The 18,420-nt window shown below is 69.0% G+C and carries 15 protein-coding genes and 1 pseudogene; 10 read left to right on the top strand and 6 right to left on the bottom strand.

Features of this window, described 5'->3' with window-relative positions; all coding sequences use genetic code 11:
* Positions 1–156 precede the first annotated feature (156 nt).
* Positions 157–1,554, top strand: coding sequence for a 3-deoxy-7-phosphoheptulonate synthase class II (locus NRY95_16905; GenBank protein UYC15378.1), 1,398 nt, complete (start codon positions 157–159; stop codon positions 1,552–1,554).
* Positions 1,555–2,057: 503 nt separating this feature from the next.
* Entirely contained in the window at positions 2,058–3,224 is a 1,167-nt protein-coding gene (locus NRY95_16900) for a mechanosensitive ion channel family protein (GenBank protein UYC18611.1), read from the top strand.
* Between the two features lie 402 nt (positions 3,225–3,626).
* Here the strand turns inward: NRY95_16900 and NRY95_16895 are convergent.
* The 3 genes and pseudogenes from NRY95_16895 to typA form a co-directional block, all read right to left on the bottom strand.
* Positions 3,627–5,183: pseudogene (locus tag NRY95_16895) on the bottom strand (amidase).
* Positions 5,184–5,270: 87 nt separating this feature from the next.
* A complete protein-coding gene (locus NRY95_16890) occupies positions 5,271–5,753 on the bottom strand; it encodes a DUF2127 domain-containing protein (GenBank protein UYC15377.1) in 483 nt (160 codons plus the stop codon).
* Between the two features lie 13 nt (positions 5,754–5,766).
* Positions 5,767–7,596: a translational GTPase TypA gene (gene typA, locus NRY95_16885; GenBank protein ID UYC15376.1), complete on the bottom strand. Its 1,830-nt coding sequence runs from the start codon at positions 7,594–7,596 to the stop codon at positions 5,767–5,769.
* A gap of 201 nt (positions 7,597–7,797) precedes the next feature.
* On the opposite strand from typA, the gene NRY95_16880 reads away from it, so the two are divergent.
* The 7 genes from NRY95_16880 to NRY95_16850 all read left to right on the top strand — a co-directional run bounded on the left by NRY95_16880 (position 7,798) and on the right by NRY95_16850 (position 15,587).
* The gene (locus NRY95_16880; GenBank protein UYC15375.1) at positions 7,798–8,292 is read left to right on the top strand and encodes a peptidylprolyl isomerase; all 495 of its coding nucleotides are present in this window, start codon (positions 7,798–7,800) and stop codon (positions 8,290–8,292) included.
* A gap of 92 nt (positions 8,293–8,384) precedes the next feature.
* Positions 8,385–8,756, top strand: coding sequence for a glutaredoxin family protein (locus NRY95_16875; GenBank protein UYC15374.1), 372 nt, complete (start codon positions 8,385–8,387; stop codon positions 8,754–8,756).
* 32 nt (positions 8,757–8,788) lie between these two features.
* Positions 8,789–9,775: a malate dehydrogenase gene (locus NRY95_16870; GenBank protein ID UYC15373.1), complete on the top strand. Its 987-nt coding sequence runs from the start codon at positions 8,789–8,791 to the stop codon at positions 9,773–9,775.
* Positions 9,776–10,163: 388 nt separating this feature from the next.
* Positions 10,164–12,674, top strand: a complete 2,511-nt coding sequence (locus NRY95_16865; GenBank protein ID UYC15372.1) for a prolyl oligopeptidase family serine peptidase — start codon at positions 10,164–10,166, stop codon at positions 12,672–12,674.
* Positions 12,675–12,685: 11 nt separating this feature from the next.
* Positions 12,686–12,952, top strand: a complete 267-nt coding sequence (locus NRY95_16860) for a hypothetical protein (protein UYC15371.1) — start codon at positions 12,686–12,688, stop codon at positions 12,950–12,952.
* A gap of 142 nt (positions 12,953–13,094) precedes the next feature.
* Complete coding sequence (gene prpE, locus NRY95_16855; protein UYC15370.1) at positions 13,095–14,972, top strand: propionate--CoA ligase; 1,878 nt, start codon at positions 13,095–13,097, stop codon at positions 14,970–14,972.
* A gap of 60 nt (positions 14,973–15,032) precedes the next feature.
* Entirely contained in the window at positions 15,033–15,587 is a 555-nt protein-coding gene (locus NRY95_16850) for a hypothetical protein (protein ID UYC15369.1), read from the top strand.
* Between the two features lie 185 nt (positions 15,588–15,772).
* On the opposite strand, the gene NRY95_16845 is transcribed toward NRY95_16850, so the two are convergent.
* A complete protein-coding gene (locus tag NRY95_16845; protein ID UYC15368.1) occupies positions 15,773–16,381 on the bottom strand; it encodes a glutathione binding-like protein in 609 nt (202 codons plus the stop codon).
* A gap of 78 nt (positions 16,382–16,459) precedes the next feature.
* Entirely contained in the window at positions 16,460–16,921 is a 462-nt protein-coding gene (locus tag NRY95_16840) for a cell wall hydrolase (protein UYC15367.1), read from the bottom strand.
* A gap of 437 nt (positions 16,922–17,358) precedes the next feature.
* Here NRY95_16840 and NRY95_16835 point away from each other — a divergent pair, with 437 nt between their 5' ends.
* Positions 17,359–17,514: a hypothetical protein gene (locus NRY95_16835; GenBank protein UYC15366.1), complete on the top strand. Its 156-nt coding sequence runs from the start codon at positions 17,359–17,361 to the stop codon at positions 17,512–17,514.
* A 13-nt stretch (positions 17,515–17,527) separates the two neighbouring features.
* Here the strand turns inward: NRY95_16835 and NRY95_16830 are convergent, their stop codons facing one another.
* Positions 17,528–18,412: a glycerophosphodiester phosphodiesterase family protein gene (locus tag NRY95_16830; protein ID UYC15365.1), complete on the bottom strand. Its 885-nt coding sequence runs from the start codon at positions 18,410–18,412 to the stop codon at positions 17,528–17,530.
* Positions 18,413–18,420: the final 8 nt, after the last annotated feature.

Genomic DNA, 18,420 nt, shown 5'->3' with positions numbered 1-18,420 from the left:
CGTTGGCGTAGGCCGGAAGTCATGCCTGGCATGTGCGCTTTGCCTGCCGTTCATGTGCTTCACGCTGCTGCGGCCACGGCTGCGCAACCGCGTCACGCAGTGCTTTGCGTCGCGGCCAGGCTCTGCGAACATCGCAGGCTGCCAAGGAGTCCTTTCATGAACCTGTCCGTCCCCGCCGCCCCGCCCGAATCCGCTTCGCCGTCCTGGGCGCCCGCAAGCTGGCGCGGCAAACCCGCGCTGCAGATGCCGCTGTATCCGGACGCGCAGGCGCTGGAGGCGACGCTGGGCGAATTGCGCCACCTGCCGCCGCTGGTCACTTCGTGGGAGATCTTCGCGCTGAAGAAGCAGCTGGCCGAGGCGCAGGAAGGCAAGCGTTTCCTGCTGCAGGGCGGCGATTGCGCGGAGAACTTCAGCGATTGCGAGTCCGGCACGATCTCCAACCGGCTCAAGGTACTGCTGCAGATGAGCCTGGTGCTGGTGCACGGCCTGCGCCTGCCGGTGGTGCGGGTCGGCCGCTATGCCGGCCAGTACGCCAAGCCGCGCTCGGCCGATACCGAGACCCGCGACGGGGTGACCCTGCCCAGCTACCGCGGCGACGTGGTCAACGGCCCGGAGTTCACCGCGCAGGCGCGCGTGCCCGATCCGCGGCGGATGATCACCGCGCACTCGCGTTCGGCGATGACGATGAACTTCGTGCGCGCGCTGATCGATGGCGGCTTCGCCGACCTGCACCATCCCGAGTACTGGAACCTGAGCTGGGTCGGCTACTCGCCGCTGGCCGAGGACTACCAGAAGATGGTGTCCTCGATCGGCGACGCGGTGCGCTTCATGGAGACCCTGTCCGGCGCGCAGCTGTACAACCTCAACCGGGTCGATTTCTACACCTCGCACGAAGCGCTGCTGCTGCCGTACGAGGAAGCGCTGACCCGCGAGGTGCCGCGGCAGTGGGGCTGGTTCAACCTGAGCACGCATTACCCGTGGATCGGCATGCGCACCGCCGCGCTGGACGGCGCGCATGTGGAATATTTCCGCGGCATCCGCAATCCGATCGCGATCAAGGTCGGGCCGTCGGCGCAGCCGGACCAGTTGCTGCGCCTGATCGACGTGCTCAATCCCGAGGACGAACCGGGCCGGCTGACCTTCATCCATCGCATGGGCGCGGCGCAGATCGCGCAGCAGCTGCCGCCGCTGCTGGACGCGGTGAAACGCGACGGCCGCCGCGTGCTGTGGGTGTGCGATGCGATGCACGGCAATACCGAAAGCACCAGCAACGGCTACAAGACCCGGCGCTACGACAACGTGCTGGGCGAGGTGGAGCAGTCGTTCGACATCCATGCCGCGGCCGGCACGCGGCTGGGCGGCGTGCACCTGGAGCTGACCGGCGAGGACGTCACCGAATGCACCGGCGGCGCGCGCGAGCTGACCGAGCGCGACCTGGAGCGGGCGTATCGTTCCAGCGTGGATCCGCGCCTGAACTACGAGCAATCGCTGGAGATCGCGCTGGCGATCGTGCGCAAGCAGAACGGGCGCAGCGTGCCGTTGAGCACGGACTGACGGCGCGCTCCCTTGGCCCTGCAGCGCGCTTGCTGGTGCGCTGCGTGCGCCAGGTGCCGATGTCGTGGCGATGGCGTTCGTCGGCGTGCTTGAAGTCGTCGATATCCGACACCGCGAATGCAGCCGCGGCGCGCGTGTCGCGGCCTGCGTTGGGGGGCTGGTTGGCGATGTCGGCGCCTCGGGTCTTGGCAGGCGCCGCGTCTGCCGCATCCAGCTTCGGACGTAACTGAGGACGCATCATCCGCAGCGGCGGCTGCGGGCCGTTGGCGAGTTGCTTGTCGCCGCTCAGGAGCCGCGCACGCTGCAATCGCGCACACCGGTCATGGACTGCGCCAGGAACGGGGCGCCGCTCGCCCGCGATGCGCCTGTCGCGGATGTGCGCCGTGCGCACGCCTGGCGATGGCGCCGCGATTCGTGCCGCGGCGCAGCGCTCGACACTGCGCTCATGCCTGCTTTGCCACACTGTCGCGACTCCTCCCCCCTTCAAGGAGCGCATCTTGAACCTGGATCTCGACTGGATCCCGTGGCGCGCTTACACGCTGCCGATCGGCGCCGCGGTAGTGCTCGGCTTCCTCGCCTGGTGGCTGTTGTTGCGCATCGCGCAGCGCATGCGCGGGCGCGACTACCGGCGCGCGCGCATCGTCCGCGTGGTCAGCGTGCCGATGGCCTTCCTGCTGCCGATGCTGATGCTCAGCTTCGCACTGGAATCCACGCCGCTGGACGAGCGCGCGTTGACCGACCTGCAGCGTCTGCTGCACATCGGCATCATCGGTTGCGTGACCTGGCTGTTGGTCCGCGGCGTCGCCGCGCTGGAAGCGGCGATCCTGCGCAGCTATCCGATCGAAGTGGCCGACAACCTCGCCGCGCGGCGCATCCAGACCCAGACCCGGGTGCTGACGCGGGTGGCGATGGGCACGATCGTCCTGCTCGGCGTTTCGGTCGTGCTGCTCACCTTCCCCGCGGTGCGGCAGATCGGCACCACGCTGCTGGCCTCGGCCGGCATCATCGGCCTGGTCGCCGGCATCGCCGCCAAGCCGGTGTTCGGCAACCTGATCGCCGGCCTGCAGATCGCCCTGACCCAGCCGATCCGGCTCGACGACGTGGTCATCGTCGAAGGCGAGTGGGGCCGCATCGAGGAGATCGGCAGTTCCTACGTGGTGGTGCGGATCTGGGACGAGCGGCGCATGGTGGTGCCGTTGACCTGGTTCATCGAAAATCCGTTCCAGAACTGGACGCGCAGCAGCGCCGACTTGCTCGGCACGGCGTTCCTGTGGCTGGATTACCGCACGCCGATGCCGCAGTTGCGCGCCGAACTGGAGCGGATCTGCAAGAGCGAGCCGCTGTGGGATGGCCGGGTCTGCGTGACCCAGGTGACCGAGACCAGCGAGAGCACGATCCAGGTGCGCCTGCTGGTCAGCGCGCGCAACTCCGGCGATGCGTTCGACCTGCGCTGCATCGTGCGCGAACGGATGATCGATTTCCTGACCCGCGAACATCCGTATGCCTTGCCGAAGCTGCGCGCGGAAATTTCCTCCGATGCCGCGGGTGCGCGACGGCCGCCGTCGACGGCCAGCGATTCGGCGGCGATGCGTTCGCCCGGCGCCGAGGATGGCGCGCCGGCGGCGACAGTGCTGCAGGGTCCGGACGCGCCGAGGCCGGATACGGCATAGCGTTGTGGTGTGCTGTGTCGTCGTTGCGCCATGCGCCTGCCGCGTCCGTGCGTTGGTGCTGGCGCATCGCTCGAAGGCAATGCAACAGGCAACTCAACCTGATAGGAGCAACTATCAGCCGCGACGGGCGAAGTGGTGAATTGCCCGAACTGGCATGCAGTCGGGACTGAAGTCTCTCCCACAAGAGGCCTCGCAGCTCCGCGGTGCCGATGCAGCCCTTGTGGGAGCGACTTCAGTCGCGACGAGCGTAGCGGCAGGCCTTCCGGCTTCGGAAGTTGTCGCGGCTGAAGCCGCTCCTGCAGGGCGTCTGTTGATGTGTTGCGCCTTGGCATCGTTGCGGCGCTACCGGCTTTACGGATGCTGCGTGGTCCGCAGCAGCGTCGGCAAGAATGCCGGCGGCGTGCGTGCGCGACTGCGCTGTTCGTAGGCGTAGCCCAGTTCGATCAGGCGCGGCTCGCTCCAGGCGCTGCCGATGAACAGCAGGCCCAGCGGCAGGCCGTCGCTGGCGCCCATCGGCACGGTCAGGCTGGGATAGCCGGCCACCGCCGCCGCACCGTAGCTGGCCCCGGGAAAGTCGTCGCCGTGGAGCGGGTCGGTCTTCCAGGCGCGGCCGGTGGTCGGCGCGATCAGCGCATCCAGCCGCTGCGCGCGCAGGGCCGCGTCGATGCCCTCCGCCCCGGCCAGGCGTTTGGCTGTCGCCCGTGCGTCCAGATAGGCCGGGTCGTCCAGGCCGCGGGTGGCCTGCGCCCGTTCGAACAGGGCCTGGTCGAACGGCGCCAGCTCGCGCTCGGCATGCGTGCGATTGAAGGCGATCAGTTCCGCCAAGGTGCGCAGCGGCGCCTGGCGCGTGTCGAGGTAGCGCTCCAGCCCGGCCTTGAACTCGGTCAGCAAGACGGTCAGTTCGGCGTCGTCCCATTGCCCGGCGCTGGGGATGCGTGCGTCGACCACGGTGGCGCCGGCCGCGCGCAATGCGGCGACCGCGCGCGCCTGCGCCGCGGCGATGTCCGGGGTCTGCGTCAGCGGCGAGGGCAGCAGGCCGATGCGCGCACCGCGCAGCGCGTCGCGGCGCAGGTGCGCGGCGTAGTCGTAGCCGGGTGCACGCGGTGCCGCGGCGGTGGCCGGGTCGGCGGTGTCGGGCGCGGCCAGCACGCTCAGCAGCGTCGCCGCGTCGGCGACGCTGCGGGTCATCGGTCCGGCGGTGTCCTGGCTGGCGGAGATCGGGATGATGCCGTCGCGGCTGACCAGGCCGACGGTCGGCTTCAGCCCGACCAGGCCGTTCACCGCGGCCGGGCAGACGATGCTGCCGTCGGTCTCGGTGCCGATCCCGGCGGCGGCCAGATTCGCCGACACGGCCACCCCGGTGCCAGCGCTGGAACCGCAGGGATTGCGATCGAGCACGTACGGATTGCGGGTCTGTCCGCCGCGCGCGCTCCAGCCGGAACTGGACTTGCTGGAGCGGAAGTTGGCCCACTCGCTGAGGTTGCTCTTGCCCAGGATCACCGCGCCGGCCTGGCGCAGGCGCTGCACCAGGAAGGCATCGTGCGCCGGGTGGAAGTCGGCCAGCGCCAGCGAACCGGCCGAGGTGGCCATCGGCCGCGCATCGATGTTGTCCTTCAACACGATCGGGATGCCGTGCAGCGGGCCGCGCAGATGCCCGGCGCGGCGTTCGGCGTCCAGCTGCCGCGCTTCGTCCAGGGCGTGCGGATTGCGTTCGATGATCGCGTGCAGCGCCGGTCCGTGCCGGTCCAGCGCATCGATCCGCTGCAGGTAGGCCGCGGTCAGGCCGGCGCTGTCGAGCGTGCCGCGCGCCATCTGCGCCTGCAATGTGGCGATGTCGGCTTCGGCATAAGCGAATGCGGCCGGGGCTTGCGGCGGCGCGGCGACGGCGGTGTCGGGCAGGGCGGCGTGGTGGCAGCCGGCGAGGGCGCCGCACAGCAACAGGACGGGCAGCAGACGCATCGGCAGGGTCCCGGGGAGTCGTTCTCCAGGAGGCTACGCAGCGCGATGGGGATTGGCAAACCGGTGCGGGCGCCTGCCGGTATGCGCTCAGCGCGCGGGACGCCGTCGGCGCCGGACCAGGTCGCGGGCCAGGATGCCGACCACGGCCAGATTGATCGCCAGGACCGCCCACGCGGCCCAGCCGGGATGGCGCACGATCGCGTAGATATCGAACGGCAGGTAGATGGCCGCGGAGATGCAGCCCAGCATCGACGCCCAGGCCTTGGCGCGCCACAGGCCCCAGGCTTCGACGATGTGCAGCACGCCGTAGGCGAGCATGCCGGCGGCGGCAAGATGCACCGCGCCGGGATTGATCATGGTGAGCAGCGACGGCAGCGCGCCGTGCTCGGGGTCCAGGCTGAAGCGGACGATCAGCCGGCCCACCGCCGCGCGCAGCGGCAGCGGGCCCATCAGTTCCAGGCCCGTGGCCGCGAGCACCGCGAGCAGGCCCTTGCCGGCCTCCAGCAGTGCGATCAGGTGCAGGCCCGGATGCGCATGCGGATCCGGGTTGTACGCCTTCTTGCTGACCACGGACGTTAGGCGATCAGCCGCCGCGACCGGCGCGCTTGCGATCGCTTTCGGTCAGGAACTTCTTGCGCAGGCGGATTTCCTTCGGGGTGACTTCGACCAGCTCGTCGTCCTCGATGAAGTCCAGCGCCTGTTCCAGCGTGTACTTGATCGCCGGGGTCAGCTTGATCGCATCGTCCTTGCCCGAAGCGCGCATGTTGGTCAGCGGCTTGGTCTTGATCGCGTTGACGGTCAGATCGTTGTCCTTGGAATGGATGCCGATCAGCTGGCCTTCGTACACGTTGTCGCCTTCGGCGGCGAACAGGCGGCCGCGCTCTTCCAGCGGCCCCAGCGAGTAGGCGGGGGTGGCGCCGGCGGCATTGGCGATCATCACGCCGTTCTGGCGCTTGGCGATGGCGCCCTGTTCCTTCGGACCGTAATGGTCGAACACGTGGAACAGCAGGCCCGAGCCCTGGGTCAGGGTGCGGAACTCGTTCTGGAAGCCGATCAGGCCGCGCGCCGGGATCATGTAGTCCAGGCGCACGCGGCCCTTGCCGTCCGGCTCCATGTTCTTCAGCTGGCCCTTGCGGATGCCCAGCTTCTCCATCACGCCGCCCTGGTGCTGCTCTTCGATGTCCACCACCAGCTGCTCGACCGGCTCCATCAGCTTGCCGTCGATCTCCTTGACGATGACTTCCGGGCGCGACACCGCCAGCTCGAAGCCTTCGCGGCGCATGTTCTCGATCAGCACGGACAGGTGCAGCTCGCCGCGGCCGGAGACCAGGAACTTGTCCGGGTCGGACCCTTCCTCGACCTTCAGCGCGACGTTGTGCAGCGTCTCGCGCTCCAGGCGCTCGCGGATCTGGCGGCTGGTGATGAACTTGCCGCCGCTGTGTTCCTTGCTGCCGGCGAACGGCGAGTTGTTGACCTGGAAGGTCATCGAGATGGTCGGCTCGTCCACGGTCAGCGCCGGCAGCGCTTCCGGCGCGTCCAGCGCGCAGATGGTGTCGGAGATGCTCATGTCGGCCACGCCGGAGATGGCGACGATGTCGCCGGCCTCGGCCTCTTCCACTTCCACCCGCTCCAGGCCCATGAAGCCCAGCACCTGCAGGATCTTGCCCTGGCGCTTCTTGCCTTCGCGGTCGACGATGCTGACCGGCATGTTCTTCTTGACCTTGCCGCGCTGGATGCGCCCGATGCCGATCAGGCCGACGAAGTTGTTGTAGTCCAGCTGGCTGATGCGCATCTGGAACGGGCCGTCCGGATCCACCTGCGGCGGCGCCACGTGCTTCATGATCGCTTCGTACAGCGGGGTCATGTCGCCTTCGCGGGCGCTGTCGTCCAGGCTCGCGTAACCGTGCAGCGCCGAGGCGTAGACGATCGGGAAGTCGAGCTGCTCGTTGGTCGCGCCGAGCTTGTCGAACAGGTCGAACACCTGGTCGATCACCCAGTCCGGACGCGCGCCCGGGCGGTCGATCTTGTTGACCACCACGATCGGCTTGAAGCCCATCGCGAAGGCCTTCTGGGTCACGAAGCGGGTCTGCGGCATCGGCCCGTCCATCGCGTCGACCAGGATCAGCACCGAGTCCACCATCGACAGAACGCGCTCCACTTCGCCGCCGAAGTCGGCGTGTCCGGGGGTGTCGACGATGTTGATGCGGTTGCCCTGCCAGGTGATGGCCGTGTTCTTGGCCAGGATCGTGATGCCACGTTCCTTTTCCTGATCGTTGCTGTCCATCACGCGCTCGGCCAGCACCGTGCGCTCGGAGAGGGTGCCGGACTGCTTCAGCAGGCAGTCGACGAGGGTGGTCTTGCCATGATCGACGTGGGCGACGATGGCGATATTGCGAAGATTTTCGATGGACATGCGAAAGGGGGCCAACCGGCGCCAGAAAGGAAGGAGAGTAAGCCCCCTATTATACCTGTATCGCGGCGCGCCTGCCGGTTCAGGATTCGGCGGCTGGCGGCGGCGCCATTCAGTCCCCGAATCGGGAGCCCTGGAGCGGGCGAAACGGGCCTCCGTGTATCCTATGCGCCCCAAATGACGCCCCCGTTTCCAAGGAATCCCATGTCCCTGATCGCCCATTTCGACACCGCCCGCGGCCCGATCACGATCGAGCTGTATCCCGACAAGGCGCCGCTGACCGTGGCCAACTTCGTGAACCTGGCCAAGCGCGGCTTCTACGACGGGCTCAGCTTCCATCGCGTGATCGCCGACTTCATGATCCAGGGCGGCTGCCCGGAAGGCTCCGGCCGCGGCGGACCGGGCTACCGTTTCGAGGACGAGACCAGCAACGGCGTGCGCCACGAGCGCGGCGTGCTGTCGATGGCCAATGCCGGCCCGGCCACCAACGGCAGCCAGTTCTTCATCACCCACACCGCCACCCCGTGGCTGGACGGCAAGCACACCGTGTTCGGCAAGGTGACCCAGGGCCTGGACGTGGTCGACAGCGTCGTCCAGGGCGATGCGATCAACAAGATCACCATCGAAGGCGACGCTGATGCGGTGCTGGCGGCCAAGGCCGACCGCGTCGCCGAGTGGAACCGCCTGCTCAGCGCCTGAGCGCTGCCGCTGCGGTCGGCCGCCAGGCCGGTCGCAACCGGCCTGCGTGCTAACATTTCCCGGTTGACTGCCGCGCCCGACCCTCGATGACGATGCGTCCCCTTCTGTTGTGCATGGTGCTGCTCGGAATCGGTGGCGGCGTGCATACGTGGTGGCGCAGCGGCCAGGCGCAGACGCCGGCCGCGCTCGCCGCCGGCGATCCGCGGCTGCGCACCGGCGAAGACGGCATCGTCATGCTGGCCGCCGACTGGTGCGGCTACTGCCGCCGGCAACGGGCCGATTTCGAACGCGCCCAGGTCCGCTACCGCGTGCTCGACGTGGAGCAGGAGGACGGCCGCCTGGCCGCCGCCGCGCTGGGCCGCGAAGGCGTGCCGATCACGGTGATCGGCCAGCACGTGATCGACGGCTACGACACCGCCGCCCTGGACGCGCACCTGCTGCCGCTCGGCTACCGCGTCTACTGACTCTTATCCCTTTTTTAGCAGAGGAACCCCCCATGAAGACACCCGTACGTGTTGCTGTGACCGGCGCTGCCGGCCAGATCGGCTATGCCCTGCTGTTCCGTATCGCCTCCGGCGAAATGCTGGGCAAGGACCAGCCGGTGATCCTGCAGATGCTCGAGCTGCCGATGGAGAAGGCCCAGGCCGCGCTGAAGGGCGTGATGATGGAACTGGAGGACTGCGCGTTCCCGCTGCTGGCCGGCATGGTCGGCACCGACGACGCCGAAGTGGCGTTCAAGGACGCCGACGTGGCCCTGCTGGTCGGCGCGCGTCCGCGCGGCCCGGGCATGGAGCGCAAGGACCTGCTGCTGGAGAACGCCAAGATCTTCACCGCGCAGGGCGCGGCGCTGAACAAGGTCGCCAGCCGCAACGTCAAGGTGCTGGTGGTCGGCAACCCGGCCAACACCAACGCCTACATCGCGATGAAGTCGGCGCCGGACCTGAACCCGAAGAACTTCACCGCCATGCTGCGCCTGGACCACAACCGCGCGCTGAGCCAGCTGGCCGGCAAGCTCGGCAAGCCGGTCGGCGGCATCGAGAAGCTGGTGGTGTGGGGCAACCACAGCCCGACCATGTATCCGGACTACCGCTTCGCCACCGTCGAGGGCGCGTCCATCGCCGAGGCGATCAACGACCAGGAGTGGAACGCCGGCACCTTCATCCCGACCGTGGGCAAGCGCGGCGCGGCGATCATCGAGGCGCGCGGCTCGTCCTCGGCCGCCTCGGCCGCCAACGCCGCCATCGACCACGTGCGCGACTGGGTGCTGGGCAGCAACGGCAAGTGGGTGACCATGGGCGTGCCGTCCGACGGTTCCTACGGCACCCCGGAAGGGGTGATGTTCGGCTTCGCGGTGACCACCGAGAACGGCGAGTACACCCTGGTCAAGGATCTGCCGATCGACGACTTCAGCCAGAAGTACATCGACAAGACCCTGGCCGAGCTGGAAGAAGAGCGCAGCGGCGTGGCGCACCTGCTGGGCTGATCGCTGCGCGATCGCGTCACCGAACGCCGGGCTCTGCCCGGCGTTCTGCGTTGTGGGGATCCGAACCTGCAGGCCGCCTTGCCCGAAACGTTTCCGGAAGGGGGGCGGCTCCGGGGAGTTGGAGGCTGGGGGGGGGGGGGGGGGCGACCGGCCGCAAGCCTGCAGAGCCAGGCCGCCAAAAGCCCCTCTCCCGCCGGGAGAGGGGTTGGGGTGAGGGTTCGGCGCGCAGCGTCCCGCGGAGTTTGGGTGCACGAGGCTGCGCCCGGACCCTCATCCGGCCCTGCGGGCCATCTTCCCCGTCGGAGAAAAGATGTCGGCTTCATGGAGGGACTGGAGAGGCCAGTGCGGTGTGCTACGTTTTCGCAGCCATTCGCCAGGGACAATTTCTATGGTCATGCCGTACCGGTGGGTCTTGTCGCTGGCGCTCGCCAGCGTGTTGCCGTTCACCGCCGCCGCCGCGGACAGCGGCTACCGGCAGCCGCCGGAGCCGCTGCTGGGGGTGATGCGCGCGCCGCTCAATCCGTCGCCGCGCTTGGATCCCACGGGCAAGACGCTGCTGCTGGTGGAGCGCACCCGGTATCCGCCGATCGCGCGCGTCGCCGAGCCGTACCTGAAGCTGGCCGGGGTGCGCGTGGAGCCGCGCAGCCACAGCCGCCACGACATGTCCAATGGCTACGGCATCCGCGCCTGCCTGGAAGGTTTCAGCCTGGTCGACGTGGCCAGCGGCAAGCAGACCGCGGTGACCCTGCCGGCCGGCGCCTGTCCGGCGCTGCCGGTGTGGTCGCCGGACGGTCGCCGTTTTGCCTTCAACAACACCGCCGCCGACCGCGTCGAACTGTGGCTGGGCGACGTCGCCACCGGCAATGTGCGCCGCATCGACGGCGTGCAGCTCAACCCGGTGCTGGGCGGCGAGATCCAGTGGCTGGGTGGCAGCGACACGCTGCTGCTGAAGACCGTGCCGCAGGACCTGGGCGCCGCGCCGCGCAAGGCCGCGGTGCCGCCGGGGCCGGAGGTCAAGGAAACCATCCAGGGCAAGGGCGAGAGCAGCACCTACGAGGCGCGCGACACGCTGTCCAGTCCCGAGGACGAGGCGCTGTTCGCGTACTACGCCACCTCGCAACTGCTCACCGTCGATGCGGCCAGCGGCAAGCAGCGCAAGGTCGGCGCGCCGGCGGTCTATACCGCGGTGGATGGCGCGCCCGATGGCCGCCATGTGCGCGTGGAGCGGCTCAAGCGGCCGTATTCCTACGTCACCACCTATGCGCGTTTCGCCCACGATGTGGCGGTGCTCGATCTGTCCAATGGCGGCGAGCGCGTGCTGGCCGATCTGCCGGTCGCCGACCGGGTGCCGGTGCAGGGTGTGCCGACCGGTCCGCGCGCCTACTCCTGGCGGGCCAACCAGCCGGCCACGCTGGTCTGGGCCGAAGCGTTGGACGGCGGCGATTGGAAGGCCAACGTGCCGGCGCGCGACAAGCTGTTGACCCTGGCGGCGCCGTTCACCGGCAAGCCGCGCGAACTGGCGCGGGTGACCCAGCGCTACGCCGGGCTGTCCTGGTTCGCCCAGGGCGGGCAGGCGCTGCTGGACGACTACGACGAGAACCGCCACTGGCGGCGCACCACGCTGCTGGACGCCGACCGTCCCGGCACGCCCGGACGCGTGCTGTTCGATCTGTCCACCGACGATCTGTATGCCGATCCCGGCACCCCGGAACTGCATGTGCTGGCCAATGGCGAAGCGGTGTTGCGCGAGGACCGCGGTGCGCTGTTCCTGAGCGGGCAGGGCGCCACGCCCGCCGGCGACCGCGCCTTCCTCGACCGCTACGCGCTGGCCAGCGGCAAGACCGAGCGCCTGTTCCGCAGCGATGCCAGCGTCGACGAGGTGTTCGCCGGGTTCGCCGGCGACGACACCACCCGGCTGCTGACCTGGCGCCAGTCGCCGACCGATCCGCCGAACGTGTATCTGCGCACGCTGGGCCTGGCGCAGCCTGGCGCGGCGGCGGGCGAGGCGGTCTACGCATCGAGCATCGTGCCGGTCACCCGCTTCCCCGATCCGACGCCGCTGGTGCGGCAGATCAAGAAGCGCCTGGTGACCTACAAGCGCAAGGATGGCGTGGAGCTGTCGTTCACCCTGTACACGCCGCCCGGCTACAAGGAAGGCACGCGGGTGCCGGCGATCCTGTACGCCTATCCGCTCGACTACGCCGACCCGTCCAAGGCCGGCCAGGTCAGCGGCGCCAACGAGCGCGACTTCACCCGCCTGAGTTCCTACCAGCTGCTGTTGCTGGCCGGCTACGCGATCATCGACGACACCGCGTTCCCGATCGTCGGCGATCCCAGGACCGCCTACGACACCTATCTGCAGCAACTGGTGGACAACGCCACCGCCGCGGTGGACAAGGCGGTGGAACTGGGCGTGGTCGACCGGCAGCGGATCGGCGTCACCGGGCACAGCCACGGCGCGCTGATGGCGGCCAACCTGCTCGCGCATACCGACCTGTTCCGTGCCGGCGTGGCGACCAGCGGCAGCTACAACAAGACCCTCACGCCGTTCGGCTTCCAGAACGAGCGGCGCTCGTTCTGGGCCGCGCCGGAGGTCTACGCGCAGGCCTCGGCGTTCTTCCATGCCGACAAGATCAACGAGCCGCTGCTGATCGTGCACGGCATGGACGACGCCAATCCCGGCACCGAAACCACCCAGGCGCCGCGCCTGTTCCAGGCGATCCGCGGCAACGGCGGCACCGCGCGGCTGGTGCTGCTGCCGTTCGAGCCGCACTGGTACACGGCGCGCGAGTCCAACGAGGACGTCGTGGCCGAGATGCTGGAGTGGTTCGACCGCTACGTGAAGAATGCGCCGCCGCGTGCGGCTGCGGAGGCGAAAGCGGCAGCGCAGAAGCGGTAGTCGGACGTGCCATGACGGTGCCTTGCTACCCCGGTACAGACATTCCCGTCCGCCGCGGCGACCTGGTCAGGTGGTTCGATGACCAAAGCCCATCCACAGTGCTCTTTGTGGTCAGCACCGGCGACTTTCCCCTGGAAGAAGACGCGGCCTCGAGGGAATGGTTTCGGTTGGAGTTCGGCGCAGGGGTGATGATCGACACGGCACGGGCTGGTCGGGTGCTGGAGTCGGAGGACTGTGCGAACCTGACATTGCTGCGCTCGGTCGATGAAGGCGCCTGACAATTCGTCCAGGCCAACGCCGCTCCGCGGCGGGGCTTGATTCAGGCGTTCGGCCGCCCGCGCCGTTCGACCAAGGTCGGAAGGACGCCCGCGCCGCGCAGGGACTATGCTCGGGGCGGTGCATCGCCTTGGGAGGGGCCGCATGGACTACGCGACGCTGTACCGGCGCTCGATCGAGCAGCCGCAGGAGTTCTGGGCCGAGCAGGCCAAGGCCATCCACTGGCAGCGGCCGCCGCAGGCGATCCTGGAATACGACGACCCGCCGTTCCGGCGCTGGTTCGGCGGCGGGCTGACCAACCTGTGCTACAACGCGGTCGATCGGCACCTGCCCGAGCGCGCCGCGCAGCTGGCGCTGGTGGCGGTGTCCAGCGAGACCGGGCAGACCCGCGAATTCACCTATGCGCAGCTGCACGCCGAGGTCGTCGCCTTCGCCGCGGTGCTGCTGCGCCTGGACGTGCAGCGCGGCGACCGCGTGGTGATCTACATGCCGAACATGGCCGAGGCGGTGTTCGCGATGCTGGCCTGCGCGCGCATCGGCGCGGTGCACTCGGTGGTGTTCGGCGGCTTCGCCGCGCACAACCTGGCGCTGCGCATCGACGATGCGGCGCCGAAGCTGCTGATCGCCGCCGACGCCGGCAGTCGCGGCGGCAAGATCATTCCGTACAAGCCGCTGGTCGATGCTGCCTGCGCGGAAGCCAGCGCGCCGCCGCCGAAGGTGCTGATCGTCTCGCGCGGGCTGGATCCGGCGCAGCCGCGCAACGACGGCCGCGACGTGGACTACGCCGAGTTGCGCGCGCAGGTCAGCGACGCGCAGGTGCCGGTGGCGTGGCTGGAATCCAACGAACCCAGCTACCTGCTGTACACCTCCGGCACCACCGGCAAGCCCAAGGGCGTGCAGCGCGACGTCGGCGGCTATGCGGTGGCGCTGGCGCTGTCGATGCGCACGGTGTTCGATTGCGCGCCGGGCCAGGTGATGTTCTCCACCTCCGATGTCGGCTGGGCGGTCGGCCATTCGTACAACGTGTACGGTCCGCTGATCGCCGGCTGCACCTCGCTGCTGTACGAGGGCTTGCCGGTCAATCCGGATCCCGGCGTGTGGTGGGCGCTGTGCGAGAAGTACCGGGTGCGCACCATGTTCTCCTCGCCGACCGCGATCCGGGTGCTGAAGAAGCACCCGGCGCACTACATCCATGATCGCGACCTGAGCGCGCTGCAGTACCTGTTCCTGGCCGGAGAACCGCTGGACGAGCCGACCGCGCTGTGGATCGGGGAGGCGCTGGGCAAGCCGGTCATCGACAACTACTGGCAGACCGAGACCGGCTGGCCGGCGCTGACCCTGCTGCCTGGACTGGAAATGCGGCCGGTCAAGCCGGGTTCGCCGGGGTTTCCCAACCTGGGCTACAAGATGAACATCGTCGACGCGCAAGGCGTCGAGGTGCCGGCCGGACGCAAGGGCGTGCTGGTGATCGAGCCGCCGCTGCCGCCGGGCTGCATGACCACGGTGTGGAACGACGACGCGCGCTTCCTGCGCAGCTATTTCGGCCATTTCGACGAATTGCTGTACAGCTCGCTGGACTGGGCGATCCGCGACGACGACGGCTATACCTTCATCCTCGGCCGTACCGACGACGTGATCAATGTCGCCGGCCATCGCCTGGGCACGCGCGAAATCGAAGAGGCCATCGCCGGCCACCCGGACGTGGCCGAAGTGGCGGTGATCGGCATGCACGACGAACTGAAGGGACAGGTGCCGGTGGTGTTCGCGACGCTGAAGGCGCAGGCGGCGCCCGCCGCCGCCGCCGGCATCGCCGAGCAGTTGCGGCAATGCGTGGTCGAGCGGCTCGGCGCGGTGGCGCGGCCGGCGCAGGTGTACCTGGTGCAGGCGTTGCCGAAGACGCGCTCGGGCAAGTTGCTGCGGCGCTCGTTGCAGGCCTTGGCCGAGCAGCGCGATCCCGGCGACCTGTCGACGCTGGACGATCCGGGCGCGCTCGACGAGATCCGTCGGGTATTGGGACGCTGAGGCCGCGCCGCGCGCCTCAGCGCGCAGCAACGCTGACGCGCAACCAGGGGAGGGCGGGGAATGAGCGAGCGTTATGCCAAGACCGAAGCGGGACGGCAGGAGATCGCGGACCGCGCGCGCCGGCTGCCGGCGCAGCTGCGCTCGATCCTGCTGGTGGTGGATGGACAAAAAGATGCCGCCGCGCTGCAGCAGATCGTCGCCGGCCTGCATGCGCCGGAAGATGCATTGGCGCAGCTGCAGCAGAGGGGATTGATCCGCCGCGGCGGCGATCCGTCGGCGCCGCCTGCGACATCGGCATCGGCATCGAGCGCGCCGCCGCCGGCATCGGCGGCGACGGTAGCCGGTGCCGTCCACGCCTTGGCGCATCCAGCCGATGCGCCGGTCTCGCGCGAAGCGGCGCAGCGCTATTCGCAGCTCTACGAAGCGATGAGCGAAGCGGTGCGCCAGCACCTGGGACTGAAGGGCTATTTCATGCAGTTGAAGATCGAGCGCTGCAGCGATGCCGCCGCGCTCGAAGCGCTGCTGCCGGAGTTCACCGCCGCGCTCGGCAAGGCCAAGCGTCCGGCGCTGGCCGCGCGCTGGCTGCAGGATACGCTTGGCGCCGATCCGCATTGAAGCAGTGTTTACTCGAGCATGTGCAGTTCGCGAAATGTTGTGGGAGCGACTTCAGTCGCGACGGCTTTGCCGGGAAGGCTCGTCGCCACTGAAGTCGCTCGCACAGTGGCGTCATCCGATGTGGAAATTCTCTAGCAACTGCTCCATGCACATAACGCCCCGCCCGCGATGTGGCGTACCTGCACTCAATTCAGCCCTTCGGCCTGCAGCGCCGCCTGCACCTGCGGATCTGCCGCCATGCGCGCGAAGAAGTCCTGCAGGTTGGCACCGAGTTCGATCTTCAGCGCTTGCGCCCAACGCAGCGTGACGAACAGATAGGCATCGGCGATCGAGCGTTGTGCGCCGGCGAGCCACGGCTGCGTCGCCAGTTGCGCATCCACGCGTGCGTACAGCGTGCGCACGCGCTCGCGCGCATGTTCCTGGGTGCGCGCGATCACCGCCGCGTCCTCCAGGTAGCGCGTGCTGCCGAACAGCGGATGGAAGGCCGGATGCAGGTCGGCGTTGAGGAAGGCGAGCCAACGCTGCACTTCGGCGCGGCTGCGCGCGCTGCCGTCGCCGGCCAGCTGCGCCGCTGGTGCGCGATCGGCGATGTAGTTGAGGATCGCCGAGTTCTGGGTCAGCACCCAGTCGTCCACCTGCAGCGCAGGCACCGCGCCGGCGGGATTGATGGCGAGATAGGCTGGCGCCTTCATCGACGCGGCATCGAGCAGTTCCAGTTCGAACGGCAACGCTGCCCAGCGCAACGCGATGTGGTCGGCCAGCGAGCAGGCGCCGGGTTTGGCATACAGTTTCATGGCAGCACTCCACACGGACAAAGGGCCGGGAAGCGTACCCGGCCCTGCGTGCAGTTGGCGACAGTGCAGCGACGCGGGTCAGGAAGCGTTGCGCGGCCGCAGCTTCTGCACGCGGTAGAACGTGTGGTCGCCGATCGTCGCCACCTGGTAGGCGTTGCGCCAGCTCGGGCTGGCGATCGCATGCGCGGCGAAATGGCTGGCGCCGGGCACGATCTCCTTGCGCTGGCCTTGCGGCAACGCCCAGTTGCGCTCGGCGGCGAAGGCGACGTCGACCGCATCGGCCCAGGCGTCGTCGTTCTTCAATTCGGTGCCCGGTTTCACCAGTCCCGGCGCGAACTGCTTGCGCGCGGTGACCACCTGGCACATCGAGTTGCCCCACAGGCCGCTGTCCAGGCGCCGCAGCGCCACTTCGGCGACGGCCTGCTGGCCGCGCAGCGTCTGGTCGCGCGCTTCCAGATAGACGGTGGTGCTCAAACACAGCGAATCGGCGGCGGGTTGCGGCAACAGCTGCGACAACCAGAGTATCCAGGCCAGTTTCATATAACTCCTTGCTCCGTATGGGCCGTCATCGGGGCTGCACCGGGTGGCGCGGCAAGGCGATGCGGCTTGGCGTCATGGGGAGGCGGCCTGTCACGGGTCGCCCGGGTGCCGGCGCAAATCTGGAGGCCGGCGGATCCACCAAGATGGGCGGATCGGAAGTGGCGCGCACAATAGGCGCCGCTTCCCCAATCGCAACTGAACCCCGGTTGTTGACAGGGTTCACGGTCCTTGCCGGTGTGGGCGCTCTCAGGCCGGTCGAGCACGCCGCAATGCGGGCGATTTCACGCCTGTGTCGGCCTGCGTCTGGTTGCGGCGGCCGGCGTTTCGCCAGCGTCCGGCTCTGGCAGTCGCGAGCGCATGGTGACGCCGGCTTGCCGGATCCGCGATACCGCCACGGCCACGCGCGGCATCGATGCCACGCGGTCGGCGTCGCGAGCATGCTGCAGCTGCGCCAGATGCGCATCGGCGCAGGCGCGGTTGTGCTGTTGCAGCACTCGGCGTTGCGCCGGCAGCGTCGCGCGCTGCGGCACCGGCGGCAGGTCCGCGGCGGTGGCCTGCGCATCGGCAGCGGACCCGGCGGCGCTGCCGCGTGATACGCGCTGGTGGCTACTGCGCAGCGCGCAGATAGCGTTGCAGCGCCAGCGGCTCGTCGGTCTGGATCATGCTCACCCCATGCGCACGCAGCGCGCCCCAGACGCTGGCCGGATCGCGCAGCGCGCGCTGGTCGGTGTAGTTCGCCGACAGCCGCATCGGCCGGCCGCTGGCGATGTCGTTGGTCATCGTGTTGACGAACAGGCGCGCGCGTGGCGCCAGTTCGCGTTGGGCGATGTCCAACACTGCCGGGTCGTCGAACATCAACTGCACCACCGCCGGACGCAGCGCGGCGGCGCGGCGCAGCGCCTGCTGCGGCGAAAGCGCGGTTTCGCGCTGCAGGTACAGCACCTGCAGCGCGATGCCGGCTGCGTGCGCGCGCTGCAGCGCAGCCGGCGGCACGTCCAGCGGTACGTTCAACAGCACCTCGCGTTGTGCACCGGCCGCCTCGACCACGTCGATGATCTGCTCCAGTGCGGCGGCCTTGACGTCCAGGTTTACCAGTACCTTGCCGCGCGCCGTTGCCAGCGCCTGCGCCAGCGTCGGCGGGTGCCAGTGGGTGAGTGTGCTGTTGCGGCCGCCACCGTGTGTACGCACGCGCAACGCGGCGATCTGCGCCGCGTCCAGGTCGGCCACTGCGCCATTTCCGTCGGTGGTGCGATCCACGCGCTCGTCGTGCATCAGCACCAGCGTGCCGTCGCGGGTGGTGCGCACGTCGACCTCGACCATGTCCACGCCGCGCGCGATGCACGCGGCGATGCCGTCGAGGGTGTTCTCCGCGGCGAACTTCCAGCACGCGCGATGCGACACCACCAGCGTATCGCCATGCGGATCGCGCAGGCGCTCGGGGAGCGACGGCGCTGCCGCCGCGATCAGCGGCAGCCAGATCGCCGCACCCATCAGCAGTT

Source organism: Xanthomonas campestris pv. phormiicola (assembly GCA_025666215.1).
GTDB classification, from domain to species: Bacteria; Pseudomonadota; Gammaproteobacteria; order Xanthomonadales; family Xanthomonadaceae; genus Xanthomonas_A; species Xanthomonas_A campestris_A.
Note: the sequence above shows the minus strand (reverse complement) of the source record. Positions and strands in the feature narration are given on the sequence as shown.

Coding starts and splice junctions, on each gene's coding strand:
- NRY95_16905 (UYC15378.1), top strand. CDS start 157: ATGAACCTGTCCGTCCCCGCCGCCCCGCCCGAATCCGCTTCGCCGTCC.
- typA (UYC15376.1), bottom strand. CDS start 7,596: ATGTCCATCGAAAATCTTCGCAATATCGCCATCGTCGCCCACGTCGAT.
- NRY95_16880 (UYC15375.1), top strand. CDS start 7,798: ATGTCCCTGATCGCCCATTTCGACACCGCCCGCGGCCCGATCACGATC.
- NRY95_16875 (UYC15374.1), top strand. CDS start 8,385: ATGCGTCCCCTTCTGTTGTGCATGGTGCTGCTCGGAATCGGTGGCGGC.
- NRY95_16870 (UYC15373.1), top strand. CDS start 8,789: ATGAAGACACCCGTACGTGTTGCTGTGACCGGCGCTGCCGGCCAGATC.
- NRY95_16865 (UYC15372.1), top strand. CDS start 10,164: ATGGTCATGCCGTACCGGTGGGTCTTGTCGCTGGCGCTCGCCAGCGTG.
- NRY95_16860 (UYC15371.1), top strand. CDS start 12,686: ATGACGGTGCCTTGCTACCCCGGTACAGACATTCCCGTCCGCCGCGGC.
- prpE (UYC15370.1), top strand. CDS start 13,095: ATGGACTACGCGACGCTGTACCGGCGCTCGATCGAGCAGCCGCAGGAG.
- NRY95_16850 (UYC15369.1), top strand. CDS start 15,033: ATGAGCGAGCGTTATGCCAAGACCGAAGCGGGACGGCAGGAGATCGCG.
- NRY95_16845 (UYC15368.1), bottom strand. CDS start 16,381: ATGAAACTGTATGCCAAACCCGGCGCCTGCTCGCTGGCCGACCACATC.
- NRY95_16840 (UYC15367.1), bottom strand. CDS start 16,921: ATGAAACTGGCCTGGATACTCTGGTTGTCGCAGCTGTTGCCGCAACCC.
- NRY95_16835 (UYC15366.1), top strand. CDS start 17,359: ATGCTGCAGCTGCGCCAGATGCGCATCGGCGCAGGCGCGGTTGTGCTG.
- NRY95_16830 (UYC15365.1), bottom strand. CDS start 18,412: ATGGGTGCGGCGATCTGGCTGCCGCTGATCGCGGCGGCAGCGCCGTCG.